Annotated in this window: 18 protein-coding genes; 16 read left to right on the top strand and 2 right to left on the bottom strand. The window is 71.3% G+C overall.

Annotated elements, in window-relative coordinates; translation table 11 throughout:
- Positions 1 to 137: 137 nt before the first annotated feature.
- Positions 138 to 3350 (top strand): SNF2-related protein, encoded by a 3213-nt coding sequence (locus tag ACPXB1_RS20315; RefSeq protein ID WP_425735659.1) that lies wholly within the window; start codon positions 138 to 140, stop codon positions 3348 to 3350.
- A 79-nt stretch (positions 3351 to 3429) separates the two neighbouring features.
- On the top strand, positions 3430 to 4329 hold the full coding sequence (locus ACPXB1_RS20310) for an SWIM zinc finger family protein (protein WP_355595241.1): 900 nt from the start codon (positions 3430 to 3432) through the stop codon (positions 4327 to 4329).
- Between the two features lie 4 nt (positions 4330 to 4333).
- Here the strand turns inward: ACPXB1_RS20310 and ACPXB1_RS20305 are convergent, their stop codons facing one another.
- Complete coding sequence (locus ACPXB1_RS20305; RefSeq protein ID WP_355595243.1) at positions 4334 to 4591, bottom strand: DUF3040 domain-containing protein; 258 nt, start codon at positions 4589 to 4591, stop codon at positions 4334 to 4336.
- A gap of 432 nt (positions 4592 to 5023) precedes the next feature.
- Between ACPXB1_RS20305 and ACPXB1_RS20300 the strand changes: the two genes are divergently transcribed.
- The 5 genes from ACPXB1_RS20300 to ACPXB1_RS20280 are packed head-to-tail and all read left to right on the top strand — an operon-like array spanning position 5024 to position 11336.
- The gene (locus ACPXB1_RS20300) at positions 5024 to 7144 is read left to right on the top strand and encodes a DUF1800 domain-containing protein (RefSeq protein WP_425735658.1); all 2121 of its coding nucleotides are present in this window, start codon (positions 5024 to 5026) and stop codon (positions 7142 to 7144) included.
- Positions 7145 to 7152: 8 nt separating this feature from the next.
- Entirely contained in the window at positions 7153 to 8535 is a 1383-nt protein-coding gene (locus tag ACPXB1_RS20295) for a DUF1501 domain-containing protein (protein WP_355595247.1), read from the top strand.
- Entirely contained in the window at positions 8532 to 9950 is a 1419-nt protein-coding gene (locus tag ACPXB1_RS20290) for a ferredoxin reductase family protein (protein WP_425735657.1), read from the top strand. The genes ACPXB1_RS20295 and ACPXB1_RS20290 overlap by 4 nt, the downstream gene beginning before the upstream one ends.
- Positions 9951 to 9961: 11 nt before the next feature.
- The gene (locus ACPXB1_RS20285) at positions 9962 to 10564 is read left to right on the top strand and encodes an FMN-binding protein (protein ID WP_425735656.1); all 603 of its coding nucleotides are present in this window, start codon (positions 9962 to 9964) and stop codon (positions 10562 to 10564) included.
- A 49-nt stretch (positions 10565 to 10613) separates the two neighbouring features.
- Positions 10614 to 11336, top strand: coding sequence for an FAD:protein FMN transferase (locus ACPXB1_RS20280; RefSeq protein ID WP_355595315.1), 723 nt, complete (start codon positions 10614 to 10616; stop codon positions 11334 to 11336).
- A gap of 398 nt (positions 11337 to 11734) precedes the next feature.
- On the opposite strand, the gene ACPXB1_RS20275 is transcribed toward ACPXB1_RS20280, so the two are convergent.
- On the bottom strand, positions 11735 to 12406 hold the full coding sequence (locus tag ACPXB1_RS20275; RefSeq protein ID WP_355595253.1) for a bifunctional DNA primase/polymerase: 672 nt from the start codon (positions 12404 to 12406) through the stop codon (positions 11735 to 11737).
- A 250-nt stretch (positions 12407 to 12656) separates the two neighbouring features.
- Here ACPXB1_RS20275 and ACPXB1_RS20270 point away from each other — a divergent pair, with 250 nt between their 5' ends.
- The 9 genes from ACPXB1_RS20270 (at position 12657) to mctP (ending at position 22220) form a co-directional block, all read left to right on the top strand.
- Complete coding sequence (locus ACPXB1_RS20270) at positions 12657 to 13886, top strand: helix-turn-helix domain-containing protein (RefSeq protein ID WP_355595255.1); 1230 nt, start codon at positions 12657 to 12659, stop codon at positions 13884 to 13886.
- 16 nt (positions 13887 to 13902) lie between these two features.
- Entirely contained in the window at positions 13903 to 14475 is a 573-nt protein-coding gene (locus ACPXB1_RS20265; RefSeq protein WP_355595257.1) for a flavoprotein, read from the top strand.
- A 125-nt stretch (positions 14476 to 14600) separates the two neighbouring features.
- Complete coding sequence (locus tag ACPXB1_RS20260) at positions 14601 to 15437, top strand: Nif3-like dinuclear metal center hexameric protein (RefSeq protein ID WP_355595317.1); 837 nt, start codon at positions 14601 to 14603, stop codon at positions 15435 to 15437.
- On the top strand, positions 15427 to 16164 hold the full coding sequence (locus ACPXB1_RS20255; RefSeq protein ID WP_053653196.1) for a zinc ribbon domain-containing protein: 738 nt from the start codon (positions 15427 to 15429) through the stop codon (positions 16162 to 16164). Before ACPXB1_RS20260 ends, ACPXB1_RS20255 begins: the two co-directional genes overlap by 11 nt.
- Before the next feature lie 3 nt (positions 16165 to 16167).
- A complete protein-coding gene (locus ACPXB1_RS20250) occupies positions 16168 to 17325 on the top strand; it encodes a bifunctional RNase H/acid phosphatase (protein WP_355595259.1) in 1158 nt (385 codons plus the stop codon).
- Positions 17259 to 17495: a putative leader peptide gene (locus tag ACPXB1_RS20245; protein ID WP_355628967.1), complete on the top strand. Its 237-nt coding sequence runs from the start codon at positions 17259 to 17261 to the stop codon at positions 17493 to 17495. Before ACPXB1_RS20250 ends, ACPXB1_RS20245 begins: the two co-directional genes overlap by 67 nt.
- A 107-nt stretch (positions 17496 to 17602) precedes the next feature.
- On the top strand, positions 17603 to 20074 hold the full coding sequence (locus ACPXB1_RS20240) for a M14 family zinc carboxypeptidase (RefSeq protein ID WP_355595261.1): 2472 nt from the start codon (positions 17603 to 17605) through the stop codon (positions 20072 to 20074).
- Between the two features lie 242 nt (positions 20075 to 20316).
- The gene (locus ACPXB1_RS20235; protein WP_355595263.1) at positions 20317 to 20571 is read left to right on the top strand and encodes a DUF3311 domain-containing protein; all 255 of its coding nucleotides are present in this window, start codon (positions 20317 to 20319) and stop codon (positions 20569 to 20571) included.
- On the top strand, positions 20571 to 22220 hold the full coding sequence (gene mctP / locus ACPXB1_RS20230) for a monocarboxylate uptake permease MctP (RefSeq protein WP_425735655.1): 1650 nt from the start codon (positions 20571 to 20573) through the stop codon (positions 22218 to 22220). Before ACPXB1_RS20235 ends, mctP begins: the two co-directional genes overlap by 1 nt.
- The last annotated feature ends 45 nt before the right edge of the window (positions 22221 to 22265 follow it).

Below are 22265 nucleotides of genomic sequence, written 5' to 3'. Positions count from 1 at the left end.
GGGTTCATGGAAATCGGGGTGTCCCGCCGACGCGGATACCGCGATTTCAGTGAAATCGAGTCGATCATGGGCGGCGGCGCGTCGTCTTCCCACCTGGGCCGCCTATCCTGGGCGCGGGCGGCGACGAGGGGGAGTACGTGCTTGTCATCCACGGGCTGTGGCTGCCCGGCGACGGCGCGTCCGCGGGGCTCGCGGTGTGGGCGGAGGACAGCGCCGCCCCGGTAGCCGCCACGCCGCGCTCCGGCCGCCCGCCCCGGGAGCGCCAGCACCCGTTCGTCGCCGGGCACGCCGACCTGGCCGCAGTCCTCGCCGACGCCGCCGAGCCGGCACGCCCGGACACCGCGCTGCTCACCCTGCCGACCCGGGCGGGCGCGCCGACCGACTCACCCGAGCTGATCCGGACCGCCGTCGCACCCCCGGCCCGAGCCCGGCTCACCCTGGCCAGGTGGCGGGTCCCCATCCTGGTGTACGCCCCAGACGACGCCCTACCGCTGTTACGCGCCCTGCACGATCTCCCTGTGGTGCCTGGCTCGACCCTGCGCCACCTCGCCGAGGTTGCCGACTTCGCCGCCGACCTGGTGACCCGGGGCCGCGTCCTACCCGGCGTCAGCCCGACGGCCGCTGTGGCGCTGCCGGGTGCCGGCGGCCAGGTTCCGGCCCTGGCCGTCTGGCGTCCGCTGCTGACCGGCACCGACGCCGCATGGGCGCGATCCCTGGCGCTGGCCCTGCCGCCAGCGGCCCGAGCCGCCGCCGCGGAGACCACCGGTTCGAGCGGTGCCGAGCTGACCGCTGCTGCGCTGGTCGCGGACGCGCTCGACGCGCTTACCGACGCCGCCGCCCGGGCCGCACTGGCGACCACCACCCTGGCCCGGGGCCTGCGTCCGGGCGGGCCGGCACCGGCTTGGCTGGCGGCGCTCGCCGGGCCGCGGCGCGACTTCACCATCGAGGCGGCGGCGCTGGCCACCCTCCGCACCGAACTGGACGACTGGCAGCGGGACGCGGCAGGCGGCGCGGTCCGGGCCAGCTTCCGCCTGGTGGAGCCGCCTCCCGACGAGATCACCGAACCGATCCTCGCCACCCGGTCCGCGCCGACCGACGCCAGCCACGCCGATGCCAGCCACGCCGACGGCAGTCGCGCCGCCCCCAGCCCGGCCGCCCCCAGCCCCGTCGAAGACGGGCCTGCCGGTGGTGGGCGGTGGCGGTTGGAGTTCGGCTTGCAGGCCGCTGACGAGCCCGGCCTGCACGTCGACGCCGGGCAGATCTGGCGGTCGCCGCACACCCTCGGTGGGCTGGCCGGCGCCACTTCCAATCCGCAGGAGACCCTGCTCGCCGAGCTGGGCAGGGCCAGCCGGCTCTGGCCGGATCTGGACGCCGCGCTGCGTACCGCCGCGCCCGAGGCGATGGACCTGGACGTCGACGGCGCGCACCGGTTCCTCAGCGAGGGCGCTCCGGTGCTGCACGCCGCCGGTTTCGGGGTGCTGCTGCCGTCCTGGTGGCAGCGCCCGTCGGCGCGGCTCGGCGCCCGGCTGCGCGCCCGCAGCCGTACCGCGCCCGGCACGGTGGCCGGCACCGAGGCCGGCGTCGGGTTGGACGCGCTCGTCGACTACCGCTGGGAGGTGGCGCTCGGCGACCAACCGCTGTCCGCCGACGAGTTGGCGGCGCTCGCCGAGTTGAAGACCCCATTGGTACGCCTGCGCGGTCGCTGGGTGGAGCTGGACCCGGGGCGTCTCGCCGCCGGGTTGCGTCTGCTCCGGTCGGCGGGCGAGCTGACCGTCGCCGACCTGCTGCGCCTCGGGCTCGCCGACGGCGACGACACCGGTGCGCTGCCGGTGCTGGAGGTGACCGCCGACGGTCCGCTGGGTGATCTTCTCGCCGGTGCTGTCGAGCGGCGGCTCACCCCGCTCGATCCGCCGCCGGGTTTCGTGGGGACGCTGCGGCCGTACCAGCGGCGTGGGTTGGCCTGGCTGGCCTTCCTGCGCTCACTCGGGTTGGGCGGCGTGCTCGCCGACGACATGGGGCTGGGCAAGACGGTGCAGCTGCTGGCGCTGCTCGCCGGGGATCCGCCGGACGCCGGGCCCACACTGCTGGTCTGTCCGATGTCGCTTGTCGGCAACTGGCAGCGGGAGGCGGCGAAGTTCACGCCGGGGCTGCGTGTGCACGTACACCATGGGGCGGAGCGGGTGCGGGGGCCGGAGTTCACGGCGGCCGCGCACGGCGCGGACCTGGTCCTCACCACCTATTCGGTGGCGGCCCGCGACGCGGTGGATCTGGCCGGCATCGACTGGCATCGGGTGGTAGTGGACGAGGCCCAGGCGATCAAGAACGCGTCGACCCGGCAGGCCGAGGCGGTCCGCGCGCTGCCCGCGCGGCAACGGGTGGCGGTGACCGGTACGCCTGTGGAGAACCGGCTCGCCGACCTCTGGTCGATCATGCAGTTCGCCAATCCGGGTCTGCTCGGGCCGGCGGCGACGTTCCGTAAGCGGTTCGCCGAGCCGATCGAGCGCAACGGTGACGCCGAGGCCGCCGAGCGGCTGCGCCGGATCACCGGACCGTTCGTGCTGCGTCGACTCAAGACCGACTCGTCGATCATCTCGGACCTGCCGGAGAAGCTGGAGATGGAGGTGCTCTGCAACCTCACGGCCGAACAGGCGGCCCTCTACCAGGTGGTCGTCGACGACATGCTCGCCCGGATCGAGTCCAGCGACGGCATCGAACGGCGCGGGTTGGTGCTGGCCACCATGACCCGGCTCAAGCAGGTCTGCAACCACCCGGCGCAACTGCTGCGCGACGGCTCGCCGCTTGACGGTCGCTCCGGCAAGCTGGCCCGGCTGACCGAGATCCTGGAGGAGGTGCTGGCGGCGGGGGAGCGGGCGTTGCTGTTCACCCAGTACGCCGAGTTCGGTGCGATGCTGCGCGGGCACCTGTCGGCGCGGTTCGGCCGGGAGGTGCTGTTCCTGCACGGCGGTGTCGGCAAGGCCGAGCGGGATGCCATGGTGCAGCGGTTCCAGTCGGCCGAGGGGCCGCCGCTGTTCGTCCTGTCGCTCAAGGCCGGCGGCACCGGGCTCACCCTGACCGCCGCCAACCACGTGGTGCATGTGGACCGGTGGTGGAATCCGGCGGTGGAGGACCAGGCCACCGATCGGGCGTTCCGGATCGGGCAGCGGCGGCGGGTGCAGGTCCGCAAGTTCGTCTGCGCCGGCACCGTGGAGGAGAAGGTGGCCGCGATGATCGCGGACAAGCGCGCCCTAGCGCAGCGGGTGGTGGGCACCGGCGAGCAGTGGATCACCGAGCTGTCCACCGGGCAGCTGCGGGAGCTGTTCGCCCTGGAGGCCGGCGCGGTGGTGGAGTAGTGAGCGAGCGGAGCGAGCGAACCATCAGGCACAGCAGCGTTGTGCCTCGCGGCAGCACGGATCGCAGCGGAGTGCTGGCGTGAGCACCGACAGGTTCGCCGACTACGGCCGTCCCCGCCGGGTCGACGGGGGTCTGCGCGCCCGCAGCGCCCGTGGCGCGATCGGGCGGTCCTGGTGGTCCCGGCGTTTCCTGGAGGTGCTGGAGTCGTTCGCGCTCGGCACCCGGTTGACGCGTGGCAGATCGTACGCGCGGGCTGGTCAAGTGCTCCGGCTCGACATCGCGCCCGGGCGGGTCACGGCCGAGGTGCAGGGCTCCCGGCCGCGCCCGTACGAGGTCTCCATCGCACTTGCCGCGTTTCCGCCCGCGCTGTGGTCCCAGGTCGAGGCGGAACTGGCCGGGCAGGCGTTCTTCAGCGCCCGACTGCTCGCCGGGGACCTGCCCGACGAGTTGGAGGAGCTGTTCGCCGCAGCCGGCGCGCCGCTCTTTCCGGGCGCCGTGGACGAGCTGACCCAGCGTTGCAACTGTCCCGATTTCGCGGTGCCGTGCAAGCACCTCGCGGCCACGTTCTATCTGCTGGCCGAGGCGTTCGACGCGGACCCGTTCGAGCTGCTGCACTGGCGTGGGCGGTCCCGCGCGGACCTGCTCGACCGGCTGCGTGCCCGTCGGGCCGAGGCCACCGGCGCGGCGGTCACCGTCCCGGAGTCGTCCACCGTAGACCGCAGAGGGTCCGATGTGGACGTCCTGCCGCCGGCCGGTGCGGCGCGGGCGCTCGCCGGGCTGTCGGCGACCCCGCTCGCCGAGGCGACGGACAGGTTCTGGGCGTCGCCGGTCCCGCTTCCTGACCGGCCGCCCAGGCTGGCGACCGGACCGGACCTCCTGCTGCGCCAGCTCGGTCCGCCAGCGCCGGCCATCGGCGGGCCGGGACTGCTCGAACGGCTGCGGCGCGCGTACCGGGCGTTCGACCCGGCCGACCGGTGAGCCGTCATGTCCATCGGCGGCGGAACCGCCACATGACCGCCGCGTTGGCGATCAGCACCACCGCGCAGATCGCACCGGCCAGCCGGCCGGCGAACACGGCCATCGCCGGAAGCGAAGCCCACAGCACGATCGTCAACAACATCAGGTAGCGGCCCCGGCGGCCCCGGATCCGGTGATCGAGCCGGGCGAAGAAAGCTGGGTCGCTCTCCCGGAGCTGACGGGTGATCTGGTCGAACCTGCGCTGATCCTCTTTGCTGAGCATGGCGCTGCCTTCCCCTCACGCGTTCAGCGGTTCGGCGGCATACCCGCTGCGGTGGCGGCTCACGCTCGCCCGCCGCTCCTACTTTTCCTCCCGCGTGAAGGCACCTCACGTCCTGCTTATCCGTACCTTAAGTTTGTCTGTGGTCGCGGACGACGCCGAATGTCTCGCGTACGGCGGCGTGGTCCGATCCGTCCCCGGCTGCGGTACGTCCGCCCTGCTGGGAAGGTCGATGCCCGTCTCGTGTGCCCGAACCGGCACCACGGCGCTGGTGAGCCCTGTCTTAAGTGCCCTCACGAGGGCGTTCAGGACAGCTTGAAGGCACCTGGGCGCTTGGTTACCTTGCCGTAGCAACCCCCTCAGGCAACAGTCGCCGCACCTGCCGCACCCGCTCGGTCGCAGCTTTCGGCGCTCATCAGAAATCGGGATTGGTACATGGCCGACCAGAATGTGCCACCACGTCGACCGCGGGACGACCGCGGCTGGGACGGACGCCAGCACCACAGTGCGGACGGGTACGGCGACTCCACCGCGTCCGCGTCGTACGGGTACGACTCGCCCGACTCCCATCAGGGCGGCTACCCGGCGCAGTCCGACCCGCGTAACCAGTACGGCGACGGATACGGACACCCCGCCGCAGCCCCGCGCGGACCTCAGTGGGTCGGACCGGAGGGTCTGGGCCGCCCGGCCCCCGCCCGCCCGGCCGGCAGCGGACTGCCCACCCTGGACGATGACGACGAGCCGGGCCGCAAGGTCGGCCGGCGCAAGGCCATCGTCGCGCTTGGCGGTACGGCCGCCGTCGTGGCCGGCGGTGCGGCGCTCGCCATGACCCCGCAGATCCGTGGCCTCTTCGGCGACGAGGCGGCGGCCGGCGACGCGACCGGCAGCACTGTCACCGACGGCAACGCGGCGCGGCCCAGCGGCCAGCAGCCCAGCACGGTGCGCACCTACACCGAGCAGAACGAGAGCTACATGGGCTCCCGGGCCGGAGAGGCGCTGAAGAAGAACGCGCCCGCCGGTGGCCGGACGTTCTCCGGGCCGGCGGCAGCCGCCGCGGAGACCCAGGTGACTGTCAAGACGGTGCTGGCCAAGGACCCGATCCTGCACCTGGCCCGGCGGACCACCTTCGGTCCGACGCCGGGCGTGATCGCCGACATCAAGAAGCAGGGCATCGACGCCTGGATCCGCGCCCAGCTCGACCCGGACAAGATCGAGCCGAGCAAGGCCGAGTTGAAGATCGCCGAGCTGCCCACCCAGAAGCTCACCGTGCAGCAGTTGCGCGAGCAGCGGGAGGCGCTCAACGAGCAGGGCGCCCAGGCGCAGCGGGAGGTTGTCGACGCGACCATCGCCCGGCAGATCTGGTCGAAGCGCCAACTGTTCGAGGTGATGGTCGACTTCTGGAACGACTTCCTGCACGTCGCCGCCGACTTCGACGGTGGCGAGGCGTACCGGACCTCGTTCGACAAGGACGTGGTGCGCAAGCACGCGCTGGGCAGCTACCCCGAGATGCTTGTCGCCGCGAACAAGCACCCCGCGCTGCTGATCTACCTGAACCAGAAGGACTCCCGCAAGGACGCGATCAACGAGAACCTCGCCCGGGAGAACCTCGAGCTGTACTCGGTCGGCGTCGACGGCGGCTACACGGAGGGCGACGTCCGCCAGGCGGCCATGCTGCAGACCGGCCGTGGCGTCGACGACAAGGGCCAGTACCGCCTGCGGGTCAACCAGCACTACATGGGCAAGGTGAAGATCCTCGGCTTCACCCACCCGAACACGTTCAGCATCAAGGACGTCAACAACCCGACCGACAAGGAGATCGCCGCCGTGGACGCGGCGATCGACAAGTACATCACCTACATCGCGCTGCACCCGTCGACGGCCAAGTACGTCGCGCAGAGCCTCGCCACCCGGTTCGTCTCGGACACCCCGCCGAAGTCCCTTGTGGACCGGCTCGCCAAGACGTACAGCAGCAACAACGGCCTGATCAAGCCGGTGCTGATGACGCTGTTCAGCTCCTCGGAGTTCTGGGCGGCGGTGGGCCAGAAGGTGCGCCGGCCGATGGAGTACCTGGTGGCCACGTACCGGACGCTTGGTGTCAGCCCGGACGCGTCGCCGACGCACAACAACGGCGACAGCAAGCGCACCCCCTTCGCCCGGGGCCTGCGGCAGGTCCACGACAAGCTGCGCGAGCTGGGCCAGTACCCGATGGGTCAGCCCACCCCGGACGGCTACCCGGACGTCTACGTCGCGTGGACCTCGGCCGGCACCATGGTCAACGGCTGGAACGAGGCCGGCGAGATCGTCGCCGGCTACCGCACCGTGTTCACGTACACGCCAGCGCAGAAGCTCGTCGCCAAGCCGCCGGCCACCGCCGGGGCGTACGTGGACGCGCTCTCCCTGCGACTCGTGGGTCAGAAGCTGAGCACCCGGGAGAAGAACCTGATCCTCGGCGTGGCCGGCCTGCCGGCGACCGCCAAGGTCGACGCCACGTTCAACGGGGCCATCACCGCCGTCGCGCGGGCGATCCTCGCGTCCCCCCAGCACCACCTCCGGTGAGGCACCCGATGGAGAAGACTGTGTACAACTCTTTCCCCCTGCACCCCGAATGCCCCGACCTGCGGCGGCTGGCCGACAACCCGGCCGAGGCGCTGCTGCGTGCCGAGGCAGACCTCGTCGCCGCCGAGAACGCGGCCGAGGCGGACCGCTACCGCACGCTGGAGAACCTGGAGGAGGCCCAGCAGGACGGTCGCGGTGTCACCCGGCGTACCTTCGTCGCCGGTGCGGCGGCGACCGCCACCGCGCTGGCCACCGCCCAGTTCGTCACCACGTCGGCGTCGTTCGCGGCGACGAAGACCGGCACGCTTATCCACGTCTTCCTCTACGGCGGCCTGGACGGGCTGAGCCTGGTGGCACCGGACAACGACCCGGTGCTCGCCCAGGCCCGCCCCGACCTGCTGCTCGGCAACGACTCGCTCGCCCTGAGCCGGGGCTTCAAGCTGACGAGCGCGTTCAAGCCGCTGGAGCAGTGGCTCAAGGCCGGCCAGTTGGGCTTCATCCCGGCGGCCTCCGACGAGCGGCTGTCCCGCAGCCACTTCCAGGCCGCGGACGCCTGCAACCTGGGTGGCCTGCCCAACGAGACCGGCGGCCGGGGCTGGCTTGACGGCCTCGTCGACAACCTCGGCAAGGGCACCGCGTTCCGCAGCGTCGGCATCGGCAGCACGCTGCCGCGCTCGCTGGTCGGCAACAACGGCGCGATCTCGCTGAACAGCGTCGGCTCGCTGCGGCTCAACGGTGACGAGAAGTTCCGGGCGGCCACCGAGAAGGCCATCAAGGGGCTGTTCACCGGGATCAACCACCCGGTCGAAGAGGCCGTGCAGGAGGGCATGGGTGCGCTGGCCACGGCGCAGAAGCTCGCCGCCAAGCCGTACCAGCCCGCCGAGGGCGTCACGTACGAGGGCGTCGGTCGGGCGTTCCAGCAGCTCGCCCAGCTGATCAAGGGCGGCGCGAACGTCCGGGTCGCCACCGTCGGCATGGGTGGCTACGACACCCACGAGAACCAGGGCACCCGCGAGGGCGGCCAGCTGCACCGCCGGCTGGGCGAACTGGCCAAGGCGATGGCGGCGTTCTTCACCGACCTCGGCCCGCAGTCCGCCGACGTGACGATCATGGTGTCCAGCGAGTTCGGCCGCCGAGTCCGCTCCAACGGTGGCGGCACCGACCACGGACACGGCGGCGTGATCACCGTCCTGTCCGGCAAGAAGCTCGCCGGCTCGCTGCTCGGCACCTGGAACGGCCTGGACAAGTTGGACTCCGGCGACGTGCCGGAATACAACAACATGTTCAACGTCTACGGCTCGCTGGCGCAGGGTCGGTTCGGGCTCACCAACGCGGAGGTGCAGAAGGTGTTCCCCCGCATGAAGTACGCCCCGATGAAGCTGTACGCGTGACGTACCCGCACACCCACGCCGCCGGCCGCCGCACCGGGACCTCGTCCCGGCACGGCGGCCGGTCGGCTGCGCCCGTACCCCCGCAGGTGCCGGAGCGGCGCGGACCCGGCGGCCGGCGGCTGCTTGTCGTGCTGCTCGTGCTCGGGCTGCTGGCAAGCGTGTTGCCCTGGTGGCTGGGGACGCCGGCCGGCTCGCTGCGGACCACCGCGGCGACCGTCACCGCGGCGGGCCGGATCACCGGCCTGATCGCCGGCTACCTGCTGCTGGTGCAGGTGCTGCTGATGAGCCGGCTGGCGGTGCTGGAACGGTGGATCGGCGGCGAGCATCTGTCCCGCTGGCACCGCGACATCGGCGCGACGCTGCTGGTGGCGGTGCTGGCGCACATGTCGCTGATCCTCGTCGGCTACGCCGACCTGCGAAACCAGTCGATCGTCGCCGAGGTTGGCACGCTGCTCGGCGACTACGAGGACATGATCTCGGCGTTCGTCGCCACCGGCATCATGATGCTCGTCGGGTTCAGCAGTGTGCGGGGGATCCGGCGGGCGCTGCCCTACGAGCTGTGGCACCTGCTGCACCGGTCCAGCTATCTGGTGCTGCTGCTGGGCTACGGGCACCAGTTCACCCACGGCGCGCAGCTCTACCGGCCCGGCCCGGTGCGTACTGGCTGGATCGCCCTGTACCTGCTGGTGGTCGCCGTCCTGCTCTGGGGACGGGTGATCGCGCCGCTGGCGTTCAACCTGCGCTACAAGCTGCGGGTCGCCGACGTGGTCGCGGAGAGCCCGGACACCGTCTCCATCTATCTCACAGGCGAGCGGCTCGGCCGGTTGGAGATGCTCGGCGGGCAGCACTTCCGCTGGCGTTTCCTCACCCGCGGCTGCTGGTGGCAGTCGCACCCGTTCTCCGTCTCGGCCGCCGCCAACGGCCGCTGGCTGCGCCTCACCGTCAAGGTGGTCGGCACGCACACCGCCGACCTGCGCGACCTGGAACCGGGCACCCGCGTCTGGGCGCAGGGTCCGTCGGGCACGTTCACCGCCGCGCACCGGATCCGCGAACGGGCCCTGCTGATCGCCGGCGGCAGCGGCATCACGCCCATCCGGGCCATGCTTGAGGAGTTGCCGCCGGGCGCCGCCCTCATCTACCGGGCCAGTACGCCCGCCGACGTGCTGCTCAGCCGCGAGCTGGACTGGCTGGCCCAGGAACGCGACACCTCCATCTGGTACGTCATCGGCTCCCGCGACGATCCCGGCCCCCGCCAGCTCATGAGCCCCGACGGGCTGCGCCAACTGGTGCCCGACGTGGCCCGCCGCGACGTCTACCTGTGCGGTCCGCCCGGCCTGGTCGAGCAGTCGGTGCGCGCGTTGCGCCGGGCCGGCGTGCCGCGCCGGCAGATCCACCTGGCCACCTTCGAGTTGTAGGAAGGCATCGCATGCGTCGCGCGTTGCTCGCGATCACCGGTCTGGCCGCCAGCACCACAGCGCTTGTGGTGCTCAAGGGCTCGCCAGCTGTCACCCCGGCTGCCCAGAACCTGCCGACGTCCCAGCCGGTCAACCCCGCCGGCCCGGGCGCCGACCCGAGTGTCGCCCCGGACGCCCCCGCCGGCCCTACCGGTGCGACGTCGAAGCCGTCGGAAAGCGCCGACGCGGCCACGTCGCCCAAGCCGGGCAAGACCACAGCCCGTCCGTCGGGCACCCGCACCACGGCGAAGGCGCCGACAGCGCCGCGCACCACCACCAAGGCACCCCAGCCGACCACGCGCCGGATCACCGGGCCGGGCGTGGACAACGAGTACGGGTACGTGCAGGTGCAGATCGTGGTCTCCGGCAACCGCATCGTCGAGGCCACCACCCTGTCGCTGCCCAGCGGCGGCGAGTCCGACATCCACAGCGGCGACGTGCGGGACAGGTACAACGGCACCGGCGGCGAGGTCGTGCAGAAGCAGAGCGCCAACCTGAACACCGTCTCCGGCGCCACCGCAACCAGCAACGCCTACAAGCAGTCGCTGCGGGCCGCCATCGAGCAGGCTTTCTGACGTGCCGGCCACGACGACCCGACCCGGGCTGTGCCGGGTCGAGCAGATCATGGGTACGGCGATCACCGTGGACCTCGCCGACGATCTGCCGCCGGCACGCCTGCACGAGCTTGCCGACGAGGTCTTCGGCTGGATGCGCGAGGTGGACGCCCGGTTCAGCACCTACCGGGACGACAGCGAGGTGTGCCGCTTCGACAGGGGCGAGGTGCTGCTCTCCGAGGCGTCGGCGGACCTGCGGTTCGTGTTGGAGGCGTGCGCCGACCTGTGGGGTGCCACCGACGGATTCTTCGACGCGTACGCCACCGGGCGGCTCGACCCGTCCGGGTTCGTGAAGGGCTGGGCGGCGCAGGTCGCCTCGGACCGGCTGCTGGCCGCCGGAGCGCCGAACCACTGCGTCAACGCCGGCGGCGACGTGCGGGTACGCGGATTCTCCCCGGCGGGCGAGCCCTGGCGGATCGGCATCCGGCACCCGTGGGACGCGATGGCGACCTGCCTGGTGCTCGCCGGAACCGACCTGGCAGTGGCCACCTCCGGGGTGTACGAGCGGGGTCGACACGTACTTGACCCGCGTCGTGGCGCTCCCGCCAGCGGCTTGCGGTCGGTCACGGTGGTCGGCAGCGATCTCGGGGTGGCCGACGCGTACGCCACGGCGGCCCTTGCCATGGGCGCCGCCGGCAGCGGCTGGCTGGACCGTTGCCCCGACTACACCCACGCGGTGATAACGGACAACGCCCGCCAATACCACTCCCCAACCCTCCCCACAACAACCTGACCCCGCCCCGACGTCGCCGCGATCTTGCAGTTTCGGTCGCCGTTTTGCCGTGACTAAGGCGTTTGTCCGGGCAGAAAGTGCAAGATCGCGGGGCATTCTGGGGTGGGGTCAGCGCACCGGGCGGTTTGTGCCTGCTGGGCGGGTGCCGGTGGGGCGGGGGCGGCCGGGGCGTGAGCCGGCGGGACGGGTGCCTGCCCAACGGCGTCCGGGGTGGCTGCGGCGGGGCGGCTCGGTGCCGCCTGGATGCGGCGCTCTGTCGTCCGTGGACATCGTTCCCCCGTTCGTGGCGCGCGATCGCGCTGGCACTTGGTCGCTGTCCCACTGCTCAACGAGGACCGGCGCTCCGGCGACGCTGTCGGTCACCGGATCGAGTTCGCCCCCGGCAGGGTGGCGCCGGCTCACATGCCCCGGCGGGGGAGCGGCAGGTGGCCGGGGAGCAGGTCGAGGGTGAGCGTCACGCCTGTGGCGCGCAGCGCCTCGATGAGCGTGTTCTGCACCAGGTAGGAATCGGGAAGCTGCCACCGGGCCTGCTCCGGCGCGACCGCCCAGCGGACCGTCCCCTCGGGCAGCCTGGTGGGCGGCGCCGGGATCCACGATCCCGGCCCGTGGCGGACGACGTGGAAACAGTGCTCCAACTCCGGACGGAGCGGATCGCCGGGGCGGACCAGGAACATCCACCGGCCCGTCGGGGTGACCAGCACCGGTCCGCGTACGCCGGTGCCGGCCGGGTGGGTGCGTACCGCGTCGAGCACGTGCCGGCCCAGGTGCGCCGGCACCTCCAGCACGTCGAAGGCCCGCCCGGTGGGCAGCAGTACGCCGTGCGGGCGCGTCCGCCACCAGGTGGCCACCCGGATCGGGTCGGCGCTCGCGGCCAACTCCCAGTTCTCCAGTGCGGGGTGGCAGCCGACGGTGGGGCAGCCGGCCCGGCCGCACACGAACCGGCTGCGGGCCAGGCAGGCGCCGGGGGTGACCTCCCAGCCGTGTACGGCGTACCTGATGGCGACCCGGCGCAGCCGGACCCGCTCCAACGGCGACAGTTCGGCGACGCGCGGTCCGACATTTCGCCACATGATGTGCCATCTCCCTTCGTCGGGCCTGGCGAACGCCAGGTCGCATGTCGAGCGCCGTCACTGCCGTAACCCACGATCGTTGAGGTTGACGAACGGCTCGTGCAACTTGCACGAAAAGTACGAGGACTGGCTATCCGGCTGACGTACACGCTGTGCGACCAGCGCAAACCTGAACAGGACGCTGGACCGCCGCACCCGCGGACATCGCCCCGGCCCGATGGACGGTGGCGGCAGGGGAGGGGATGGGGAGATGGACGAGCTACCCATAGGGCGGCGAGTGGCCTACTGGCGGGGCCGGCGCAAGATGTCGCAGCAGGTCTTCGCCGACCGGCTGGGCAAGTCGAAGAGCTGGGTGGACAAGGTCGAGCGCGGGGTCCGCCGGCTGGACAAGTTCTCGGTCCTCTACGAGATCGCCGACATCCTCCAGATGGACGTGCAGTTACTGCTGGGCCGGGACCCGGAGCGACGTACCGACGCGCTGAACTGCATCGACCAGGTCGAGGTGCAGGAGATCCGGGCGGCCCTGGAGCGGTACGACTCGATGAGCGCGTACTTCGACGCGGCGCCCTGCCCGCCGCCGCTTGACGACGTGCGCAAGGCCGTGAACCACGCCTGGCTCACCTACCAGTACGGCCGGTACGGGATGCTCACCCGGGCGCTGCCGAAGCTGCTGCGCGACGCCCAGGCGGCCGATGCCGCGTACGGCGGCGCCCAGGCGCCGGAGGCGGCCCATCTGCTCGGGCAGGTCTATCAGATCGCCTCCTCGGTGCTGCGCAAGCTCGGCGAGTGCGAGCTGGCCTGGCTGGCGGCGGACCGGTCGATGGCTGTGGCCCAGCGGGCGGACGACCCGCTGCTGGCCGGAATCGCCACCACCCGGGTCTGCAACGCACTGGTCGCCATGGGCAGGGGTCGCCCGGCGCTGGAGCTGAACGTCCAGATCGCCAACCGGCTGGCGCCCGGCGGCAGCAACGACGTCTCGCCGGCCCGGCTCTCGGTCTACGGGATGCTGCTGCTCCAGGGCGCGATGGCGGCTTCCCGGATCGGTGACTCGGCAAGCGTCGATGACCTGATCAACTGCGCGGAGGAGGCGGCGACGCTGCTCGGCAGCGACCAGAACCACTACTGGACGTCGTTCGGCCCGACGAACGTCGAGTTGCACCGCGCCGCCGCCGCCGTGGAGTTGGGCGACGGGGGCCGGGCCGTGGAGGTGCACAGGCTGCGCATCTCGGAGCCTCTGTTCAACGCGTTGCTGCCCGAACGCCGTGCTCATCACCTGCTCGACATCGCCCGCGGGTACGCGCAGATCGGCGATGTGGCAAACGCCGGCGAGATGCTGCTGCTCGGCGATCGGCTCGCGCCGTCGGAGATCCGTTGCCGTCCGATCGCCCACGAGGTCATGTCGGACATCCTTCGTCGCACACGTGGTGCGCCGCCTTCTCCGGTAGCGGAGTTGGCTGAGCACATGGGAGTAGGGGTATGAGCGCGGAGCCGGTCTGATGGCCGGCGGACAGCGCACAAGCGAGCACCGTTCCGTGCTCTATGTCATCGCCTGCGGTTCGCCGCTGGCACGTCACGTCGGGCGTCTGGTCGACCTGGCCCAGCAGGACGACTGGGACGTCTGCGTGATCACCACGCCGGACGGGGCCAAGTTCGTCGACCAGCCCGCCCTGACCCGTCAGACCGGGCACCCGGTGCGTACGCACTACAAGAACCCAGGTGACCCGGACGTGCTGCCACCGGCCGACGCCATGATCGTGTGCCCGGCGACCGTGAACACGATCAACAAGTGGGCGGCCGGTATCGCGGACACGCTGGCCCTCGGGTTGCTGGTGGAGGCGCAGGGCAAAGGGCTGCCCATCGTGGCGGTGCCGTACACGAACATCGCGATGGCCGCCCACCCGGCATTTCGGGCCGGTGTGGCCCGGCTGGCGGAATGGGGCGTCACGATGCTCTTCGGTGATCATGTGGTGGCCCTGCACCCGCCCGGGACAGGCGAACAGCACATGCACATGTTCCCCTGGCAGATGCCGCTGGCCGCGCTGCGTACCGTCGCTTACCGCGCGGCCTGACCGCCCGCCGGCCGCGTCCGCGAGGCAGCCCGACCGGCGCGGCCGGGCGTCGCCGCCGGACCGTCGCCGCGCCGGTAAGCTGGGCCGCCGTGAGCGTATGCGTATCCACCCCCTCGGTGACCGACGTGGTCGCCGAGCTGGAGCGGCGCTACCCGCCGGTCTGGGCCGAGGAGTGGGACCGGGTCGGCCTGGTGCTCGGTGAGCCGGCCGCCCTCGTCCGCCGGGTGCTCTGTGTGGTCGACGTGGTGCCCGAGACGGTCGCCGAGGCGTTGGCCGTCGGCGCGGACATGATCGTCTCGCATCACCCGCTGCTGCTGCGGGGCGTCTCGTCGGTCGCCCCGACGACTTTCAAGGGCCGGATCGTCCACCAGTTGATCCGGGCGGGGGTGGCGCTCTACGTGGCGCACACGAACGCCGATGTGGCGTCGCCCGGCGTCTCCGATGCCCTCGCCGCCCGGTTCGGCCTGACCGGGCTGCGCCCGTTGCAGCAGCCAGCGCCCGGTTCCACCGCGTACGGCGACGACCGGGGCTTCGGCCGGATCGGTGAGTTGCCTCGCCCGATGACCCTCGCCGAGTTGACACGGCACGCCGCCGCCGTGCTCCCCGTCACGTCGTGGGGAGTTCGCGCTGCGGGGGATCCCGGGCGTATGGTTCGTACCCTCGCCGTCAGCGGCGGGTCGGGGGACAGTTTCCTCGGCGCCGCGACCGCTGCCGGGGTGGACGCGTTCCTGACCGCCGACCTGCGGCACCATCCGGCCGGCGAGCACCTCGCGGCCGGTGGTCCCGCCCTGATCGACGCCGCCCACTGGGCGACCGAACGACCGTGGCTCGACGATCTGGCCGCCCTCCTTCGGGAGGCGCCGGGCGTCGAGACGCTGGTGTCCGACCTGGACACCGACCCGTGGACCGTGCACGCCGCCGCACCCGCTGTGGACGACAAGGAGCCCGACCGTGAAGGCTGACCCCAAGGTGCAGAGCCGCCTGCTCGACCTTCAGGCCATCGACACCAACCTCGCCCAGCTCGCGCACCGCCGTCGGTCGCTGCCGGAGCGTGCCGAGCTGGAGGCGCTGGCCCGGGAGTTGTCGTCGCTGGAGGACGAGCGGGTCCGCGCCCAGGTGGCGGTCGACGATCTGGATCGGGACATCGCCCGCCTGGAGAAGGACGTCGACCAGGTCCGGGCGCGCAAGGAGAAGGACGAGAACCGGCTCGCCGCCGGCACCGGGCCGGCCCGGGAGCTGGAGGCGTTGCAGCACGAGTTGGTCTCGCTCAACCGGCGCCAGGGTGACCTTGAGGACGCCGAGTTGGAGCTGATGGAGCAGCGGGAGACCGCGCAGGGCGTGCTGGACGGCGTGGAGAAGCGGCTGGCCGAGGTCCGGGAGAAGCGGGCCGCCACCGAGCAGCGCCGCGACGACGCGCTTGCCGAGATCGCCAAGGAGGAGGAGTTCAAGCGGGGCGCCCGTCAGCCGCTCGCTGCCGACCTCCCGGCCGAACTTGTCACCCTCTACGACAAGATCCGCGAAGAGACCGGGCTGGGTGCGGCGCTACTCACCGCGGGCCGCTGCGGAGGCTGCCGGCTGGAGCTGTCCGGCGCCGACCTGGCGCGGATCCGCAAGACCGCCCCGGACGACGTGGTCCGCTGCGAGGACTGTCGACGGATCATGGTCCGTACCAACGAGTCGGGCCTGTAGGTCGTGGCACCGCGCGTGGTGGTCGTCGAGGCCGACGGCGGGTCGCGGGGCAACCCCGGCCCGGCCGGCTACGGCGCGGTGGTGCGCGACGCGGAGACCGGCGAGGTGCTCGCCGAACGCTCCGAGTCACTGGGTACGGCGACCAACAACGTCGCCGAGTACCAGGGTCTGATCGCTGGTCTGACGGCCGCCGCCGAGGTGGGTGCCGGCGAGGTGGACGTCCGGATGGACTCGAAGCTCGTGGTCGAGCAGATGTGCGGCCGGTGGCAGATCAAGCACCCCGGTCTGCGTCCGCTGGCAGCTCAGGCGGCGACGCTCGTGGGCCGGTTCGACGCCGTCCGGTTCACCTGGATTCCCCGCGACCAGAACCGGCACGCCGACGCGCTCGCCAACGCCGCGATGGACGCTGCCGCCGGTCGCCCCACGCCTTCTGCCGCCAGCGCCCCGGCCTCGGCCAGCGCCCCCGCCGGCGGTGCCGTGATCGGCAGCGACCCGGCGACCGCCCCGGCGTCCTGGGAGCCGCGTCCGAGCTTCACCGCCACCCGGCTGGTCCTGGTGCGTCACGGCGAGACCGAGTACACCGAGCAGGGCCGCTACTCCGGCCGGGGTGACGTGCCGCTCTCCGCGCGCGGTCGCGCCCAGGCCCGCGCCACCGCCGCCCGGGTCGCCGAGCTGGTCCCGTCCGTCGCGGCAGTGCTCAGCTCACCGTTGTCCCGGTGTACGTCCACGGCGGCGGCGATCGCCAGTGCGCTCGGTGACGTGCCGGTCCGCACGGAGGACGACCTGATCGAGTGCGACTTCGGCCAGTGGGAGGGGCGCACCTTCGCCGAGGTGCGTCAGCAGTGGCCGGGGGAGATGGACGCCTGGCTCGCCTCACCCCGGATCGCCCCGCCGGGTGGCGAGTCGTTCACCCAGGTGGCCGAGCGCATCCGGCGGGTCGTCGGCGCGCTGCCCACGGCGTACCCCGCTGAGGCTGTGGTTGTCGTCTCCCACGTCTCGCCGATCAAGCTGGCGCTGCGCGATGCGCTCGCCGCCGGTGACGGCTTCCTGCACCGGCTCTTTCTGGACGCGGCCGGCATCTCGGTGCTCGACATGTGGCCCGACGGCGGGATCGCGGTGCGCACGGTGAACGACACCGCACACCTCGTAAAGATCGACTAATTCCCACCTGTCGGGAGGGTTTTAGCTCCAGGGCTCCGACCAGGGCGGAAACCGTTGACAGTGGAGCTCGCGCGCCCCAAGATCGGTTTGTGCGAAGCGTTCACCTGACGAAGCGGGGTCACATCGACCTCCTGCGCGTCGCCAGCGCAGCCTGTCGACGCTCCATCTGACGCCGGGTCCACCCTTTCTCGCACGCAGCAGGCGTACCCCCTTCACCGCTGGTCTCCGGCCCAGCGGCGAGTCCGCCTGCGCGTACCTCCCGACAGGAGATCTGTCCATGTTGCTCAAGAGACGTCTGTCCCGCCTCACCGTGACGGTGGTGAGCACCGCGCTACTGGCCACAGTGGCCCTCACGAACCCGGCGTCCGCCAAACCGGGGCACTCGACCCCGGGGCATCCCGGGCCGAAGCACGGTGCCGGCCACTCCGACGTCCGGGGCTACCCCCGGCAGAGCACCCTGCCGCTCTGGCCGGACAATCCGGCCGACGCCTCCATCCCGATCGGTGTGATCCCCTACGACGAGATCGCGCCGAAGCTGAACGCCCTCCAGCGGGCCAGCAACCGGGTGTCCGCCCAGGTCGCCGGCAAGTCCGCCGGTGGCTACGACCTGTACGTGGTCACCGTGACCGCGCCGGAGAGCCGCGCCGAGGCACAGCAGCAGGAGACCTGGAAGCGGCTCATCGAGGACGACCCGGCGCGGGCGCAGCGCGACCGCAAGCTGCTCGCCGGTTACAAGACCCCGCTCTTCGTCAACGGCAACCTGCACGGCAACGAGTGGGAGGGCACCGACGCGGCGCTGCGGGTCATCGAGAACCTCGCCACCGACCGCAGTCCCGAGGTGGCCGCGCTGCTGAAGCGCAACCGGCTGGTCTTCATCGTCACCGCGAACCCGGACGGACGGGTGGCCGGGACCCGGCCCAACTCGGCGGGTTACGACCTCAACCGTGACCTGACCATCGTCTCGCAGCCCGAGACGAAGATCATCCGCGATCTGATCATCGACACCAAGCCGATCATCACGCTGGACCTGCACGGGTACGTCAACCCGACCCTGCTGCACCCCAGCACCCCGCCGCACAACGTCAACAACGAGTACGACCTGTACATCAAGCACGGCCTGCCGAACGCCCTGGCGATCGAGGAGGACCTGCGCGGTCTGGGCTACCCCGAGACCCAGCAGGCGCGGATTCCGTTCCGTGACGACGAGCCGGGCGTGTGGGACGACTTCCCGCCGATCTACGTGCCGTCGTTCGCCATGCTCCAGAGCAGCATCCCGTACACCATCGAGGCACCGCTGAACCCGCGCGGCACCAACCTCACCCCTGCCGAGCGGGTCCGCCGCTCCGGCATCAACACCGACGTGCACGAGGTGGCGATCCGTACGTCGCTGCGCTACATCCAGGACAACCGCGCGCAGGTGCTGCACGACCAGGCCGAGGTCTACCGCCGGGGCCTCGCCGGTGAGCCGCTGCGCGACATCCCCGACGGCTACGTCCCGGGCTGGGGTCCGGAGGACAACTACAACACCACGTTCCCCCGGTCGTACGTCATCCCCACCGGCACCGGGCAGCGCTCCGAGCCCGCCGCGGCCCGTCTGGTCGACCTGCTGGTCGGCAGTGGCGGCCGGGTGTGGCAGGCGAAGAAGGCGTTCAAGGCCGACGGCAAGACCTACCCTGCCGGCTCGTACGTCGTCGACATGCACCAGCCCAAGCGCGGTCTGGTCAACTCGCTGCTCGAACCGGGCGCGGACATCACCGACCGGGTGGGCGACCTCTACGCCGGCCCGGCCGCCTGGAGCCAGGGCCTGACCTGGGGCGCCACTGTGGACACCCTGTGGAACACCCTCCCCGGGGTGCGTCTGGAGCGGGTCTACGACGCGCGGGCCGAGGGCACGCTGCCGGCCGGCAAGTCCGACCTGCGCCTCGACCTGCGGGACGCCGCCGACCTGCTCGCGGTGAACTCGCTGCTGGCCAAGAACGTCGCGGTCTACCGGCTCGCCGACGGTTCGGTGGTCGTTCCGAACACTCCGGCCAACCAGAAGCTGGCCCGTGCCGAGGTGAAGGCTCACGGCGTGCGCTTCGAAGCGGCGCCGAAGGGCTGGCGGGGCACCCTGCTGGACCGGGTAGTTGTCGGCTACATCGGCACTGTCGAGGAGCGGGACACCCTCGCAGCCCTGGGCTTCGAGGCGCGTGCGGTCACCGCCGCCACGCTGGCCGGCACGCTGACGTCCGACGTCGACGTGCTGCTGGTCGCCAGCAACGTCAACCTGACGAACCTGACCGCCGAGAACCGGGCCGCCCTCGACGGCTTCCTGGCCCGCGGCGGCGGCGTGGTCGGCCTGGGTACCCCCGGGGCGTCCTTCGGCAACGGCACGGGGCTGCTGAGCGTGACCGCCACCGCGGCGCCGAGCCTGGCCAGCGGCGTGGCCAACATCGTGAACAACGGCGGGCCGGTCACCACCTCGGCCATCCCGCACGCGTTCATCAGCCAGCCCGTCTGGTTCACCAACCTGGGCGCCAACGTCCAGGTCGAGCAGTCGTACGCCGCCGACCCGCTGCTGTCGGGCTGGTGGGCCACCGGCGGCGCCAACGGGCAGGCCGCTGCGGCAAACAACGCAAGCATCGTGCGGGCCGTCTCCACGGCCGGCAACGGTGTGGTGCTGTTCGGCACCGACCCGACGTTCCGCCTGCACCCCAAGGGTCTGCAGTCGCAGCTCGGTCGGGCGCTGCTCTGGGCAGCCCAGCGTTGAGTCTGATCGGGTGAGCTGACAGCCTGCCCACGTGGGGCCCGGGTGCGTTTCGCACCCGGGCCCCACGCCGTCTCCGGGGCGGCTCGGATCGGCCTGACACCTGGTACGTCTGTCGATGCCGCTCGGCGCACTACGGACGCCGTTCGGCGCAGCGCCGTCCATTCATCGACCGTGATGGCGGTCACAGAGTCGTAGCCTCCGGCCGTTACATCGAGAGCCACGACTCCCCGGAGGTGTGTCAGATGGCTGCACCGGAACCGGAGGCGCCCACCACGGCGCCCACGACGGCCCAGTCCAGGGCGAAGGACCACAGCCCCTGGAACTGGCTGCTCTTTGTGCCCATCGTGGTGCCGCTGATCCCGGCGTTCTTCAACGGCGACGCACCACGGATCTTCGGGTTCCCCCGCTACTACTGGCTGCAACTGACCTGGATCCTGCTCGGCGTGTCCACCACGACGTTCGTCTACCAGATGACGAAAAAGCGGGGGGTTCGCTGATGTGGCGCGACCATATCACCGAGATCATCGTTTTTACCCTGCTGTTCCTGCTGGTCAGCGCCATGGGCTTCGTGGCCGCGCGTTGGCGGGCGCCGAAGGACATGGCGCACCTGGACGAGTGGGGCCTGGGCGGGCGCAGCTTCGGCGGCTGGATCACCTGGTTCCTGGTCGGCGGTGACCTCTACACCGCGTACACCTTCGTGGCGGTGCCGGCGTTGATGTTCGGGGCCGGCGCGGCCGGGTTCTTCGCGGTGCCGTACACGATCGTCGTCTACCCGCTTGTCTTCCTGGTGCTGATCCGCCTCTGGTCGGTATCGCACCGGCACGGGTTCGTGACCCCCGCCGACTTCGTCCGCAGGCGGTTCGACTCGCCGGTGCTGGCGCTGCTGATCGCGATCACCGGGATCGTGGCCACGATGCCGTACATCGCCCTGCAACTGGTAGGCATCGAGGCGGTCCTCAAGACCATGGGCGTGACGGGGGAGAGCACCCTGGCCCGGCACCTGCCGATCATCATCGCGTTCGCCATCCTGGCCGCGTACACCTATCAGTCGGGGCTGCGCGCGCCGGCGCTCATCGCGTTCGTCAAGGACAGCCTGATCTACATCGTGATCCTGGTGGCGGTCATCTACCTGCCGTACAAGCTGGGTGGTTGGGGTGAGATCTTCGACGCGGCGGACGCGAAGTTCCAGGCGTCGCCGAACCCGAACGACGGCATCCTGCTCAACGGCAACAACCAACTCCAGTACGTCACACTGGCGTTCGGTTCGGCGCTGGCGCTGTTCCTCTATCCACACAGCATCACGGGTGTGCTGGCCAGCCGGAACCGCGACGTGATCAAGCGGAACATGTCGGCGCTGCCCGCGTACAGTCTGCTGCTCGGTCTGATCGCGCTGCTGGGCTACATGGCCATCGCGGCGGGGGTGAAGCCGCTGCCTGGAGCGACCGAGGGCAGCGTCGACAACAACACGATCGTGCCGCTGCTGTTCGACCAGCAGTTCCCGGACTGGTTCGCCGGGGTCGCCTACGCCGCCATCGGCATCGGCGCGCTGGTGCCGGCGGCGATCATGTCGATCGCGGCCGCGAACCTGTTCACCCGCAACATCTACAAGGAATACCTGAAGCGCGATGCGACCGCCGCGCAGGAGGCGAACGTCTCGAAGATCACCTCACTGGTGGTCAAGGTGGGCGCTGTGGCCTGCATCGTCTTCCTCGACCCGCAGTTCTCGATCGACCTCCAGCTCATCGGCGGCGTGATCATCCTTCAGACGCTGCCGGCGGTGGCGCTGGGCCTCTACACGCGCTGGTTCCACCGGACGGCGCTGATCGTCGGCTGGGCGGCCGGCATGGGGCTCGGCATGTGGATGCTCTACCAGGTGGCCAGCCCGACCCGGAAGCACTTCGGCGGCTCGGCGTTCCCGCTGGAGAAGTTCGGCTTCGACACCCCCAAGACGATCTACGTGGGCATCGTGGCGGTGCTCGTCAACCTGGCGGTAGCGGCCCTGTTGACGCTGATCCTGCGTGCTGCCAAGGCCCCCGAGGGCGTCGACGGAACAACCCCGGACGACTACTTCGCCGACGAGGGCGACCCCCGAGTAACCCCAGGCCCCACCTCCGAAGCCACCGCAACCCGAGAACCAGTCGCCTAACCACCCACCCGCCCTGTCCCCGCGTCCCCGCCCCCTCCCCGGTCG

Source organism: Micromonospora sp. DT68, assembly GCF_049847245.1.
Taxonomy (GTDB): domain Bacteria; phylum Actinomycetota; class Actinomycetes; order Mycobacteriales; family Micromonosporaceae; genus Micromonospora; species Micromonospora profundi.
This window is presented reverse-complemented; position numbering and strand designations above follow the sequence as displayed.

Coding starts and splice junctions, on each gene's coding strand:
- ACPXB1_RS20235 (WP_355595263.1), top strand. CDS start 20,317: ATGGCTGCACCGGAACCGGAGGCGCCCACCACGGCGCCCACGACGGCC.
- mctP (WP_425735655.1), top strand. CDS start 20,571: ATGTGGCGCGACCATATCACCGAGATCATCGTTTTTACCCTGCTGTTC.
- ACPXB1_RS20270 (WP_355595255.1), top strand. CDS start 12,657: ATGGACGAGCTACCCATAGGGCGGCGAGTGGCCTACTGGCGGGGCCGG.
- ACPXB1_RS20285 (WP_425735656.1), top strand. CDS start 9,962: ATGCGTCGCGCGTTGCTCGCGATCACCGGTCTGGCCGCCAGCACCACA.
- ACPXB1_RS20265 (WP_355595257.1), top strand. CDS start 13,903: ATGGCCGGCGGACAGCGCACAAGCGAGCACCGTTCCGTGCTCTATGTC.
- ACPXB1_RS20295 (WP_355595247.1), top strand. CDS start 7,153: ATGGAGAAGACTGTGTACAACTCTTTCCCCCTGCACCCCGAATGCCCC.
- ACPXB1_RS20240 (WP_355595261.1), top strand. CDS start 17,603: ATGTTGCTCAAGAGACGTCTGTCCCGCCTCACCGTGACGGTGGTGAGC.
- ACPXB1_RS20305 (WP_355595243.1), bottom strand. CDS start 4,591: ATGCTCAGCAAAGAGGATCAGCGCAGGTTCGACCAGATCACCCGTCAG.
- ACPXB1_RS20280 (WP_355595315.1), top strand. CDS start 10,614: ATGGGTACGGCGATCACCGTGGACCTCGCCGACGATCTGCCGCCGGCA.
- ACPXB1_RS20300 (WP_425735658.1), top strand. CDS start 5,024: ATGGCCGACCAGAATGTGCCACCACGTCGACCGCGGGACGACCGCGGC.
- ACPXB1_RS20275 (WP_355595253.1), bottom strand. CDS start 12,406: ATGTGGCGAAATGTCGGACCGCGCGTCGCCGAACTGTCGCCGTTGGAG.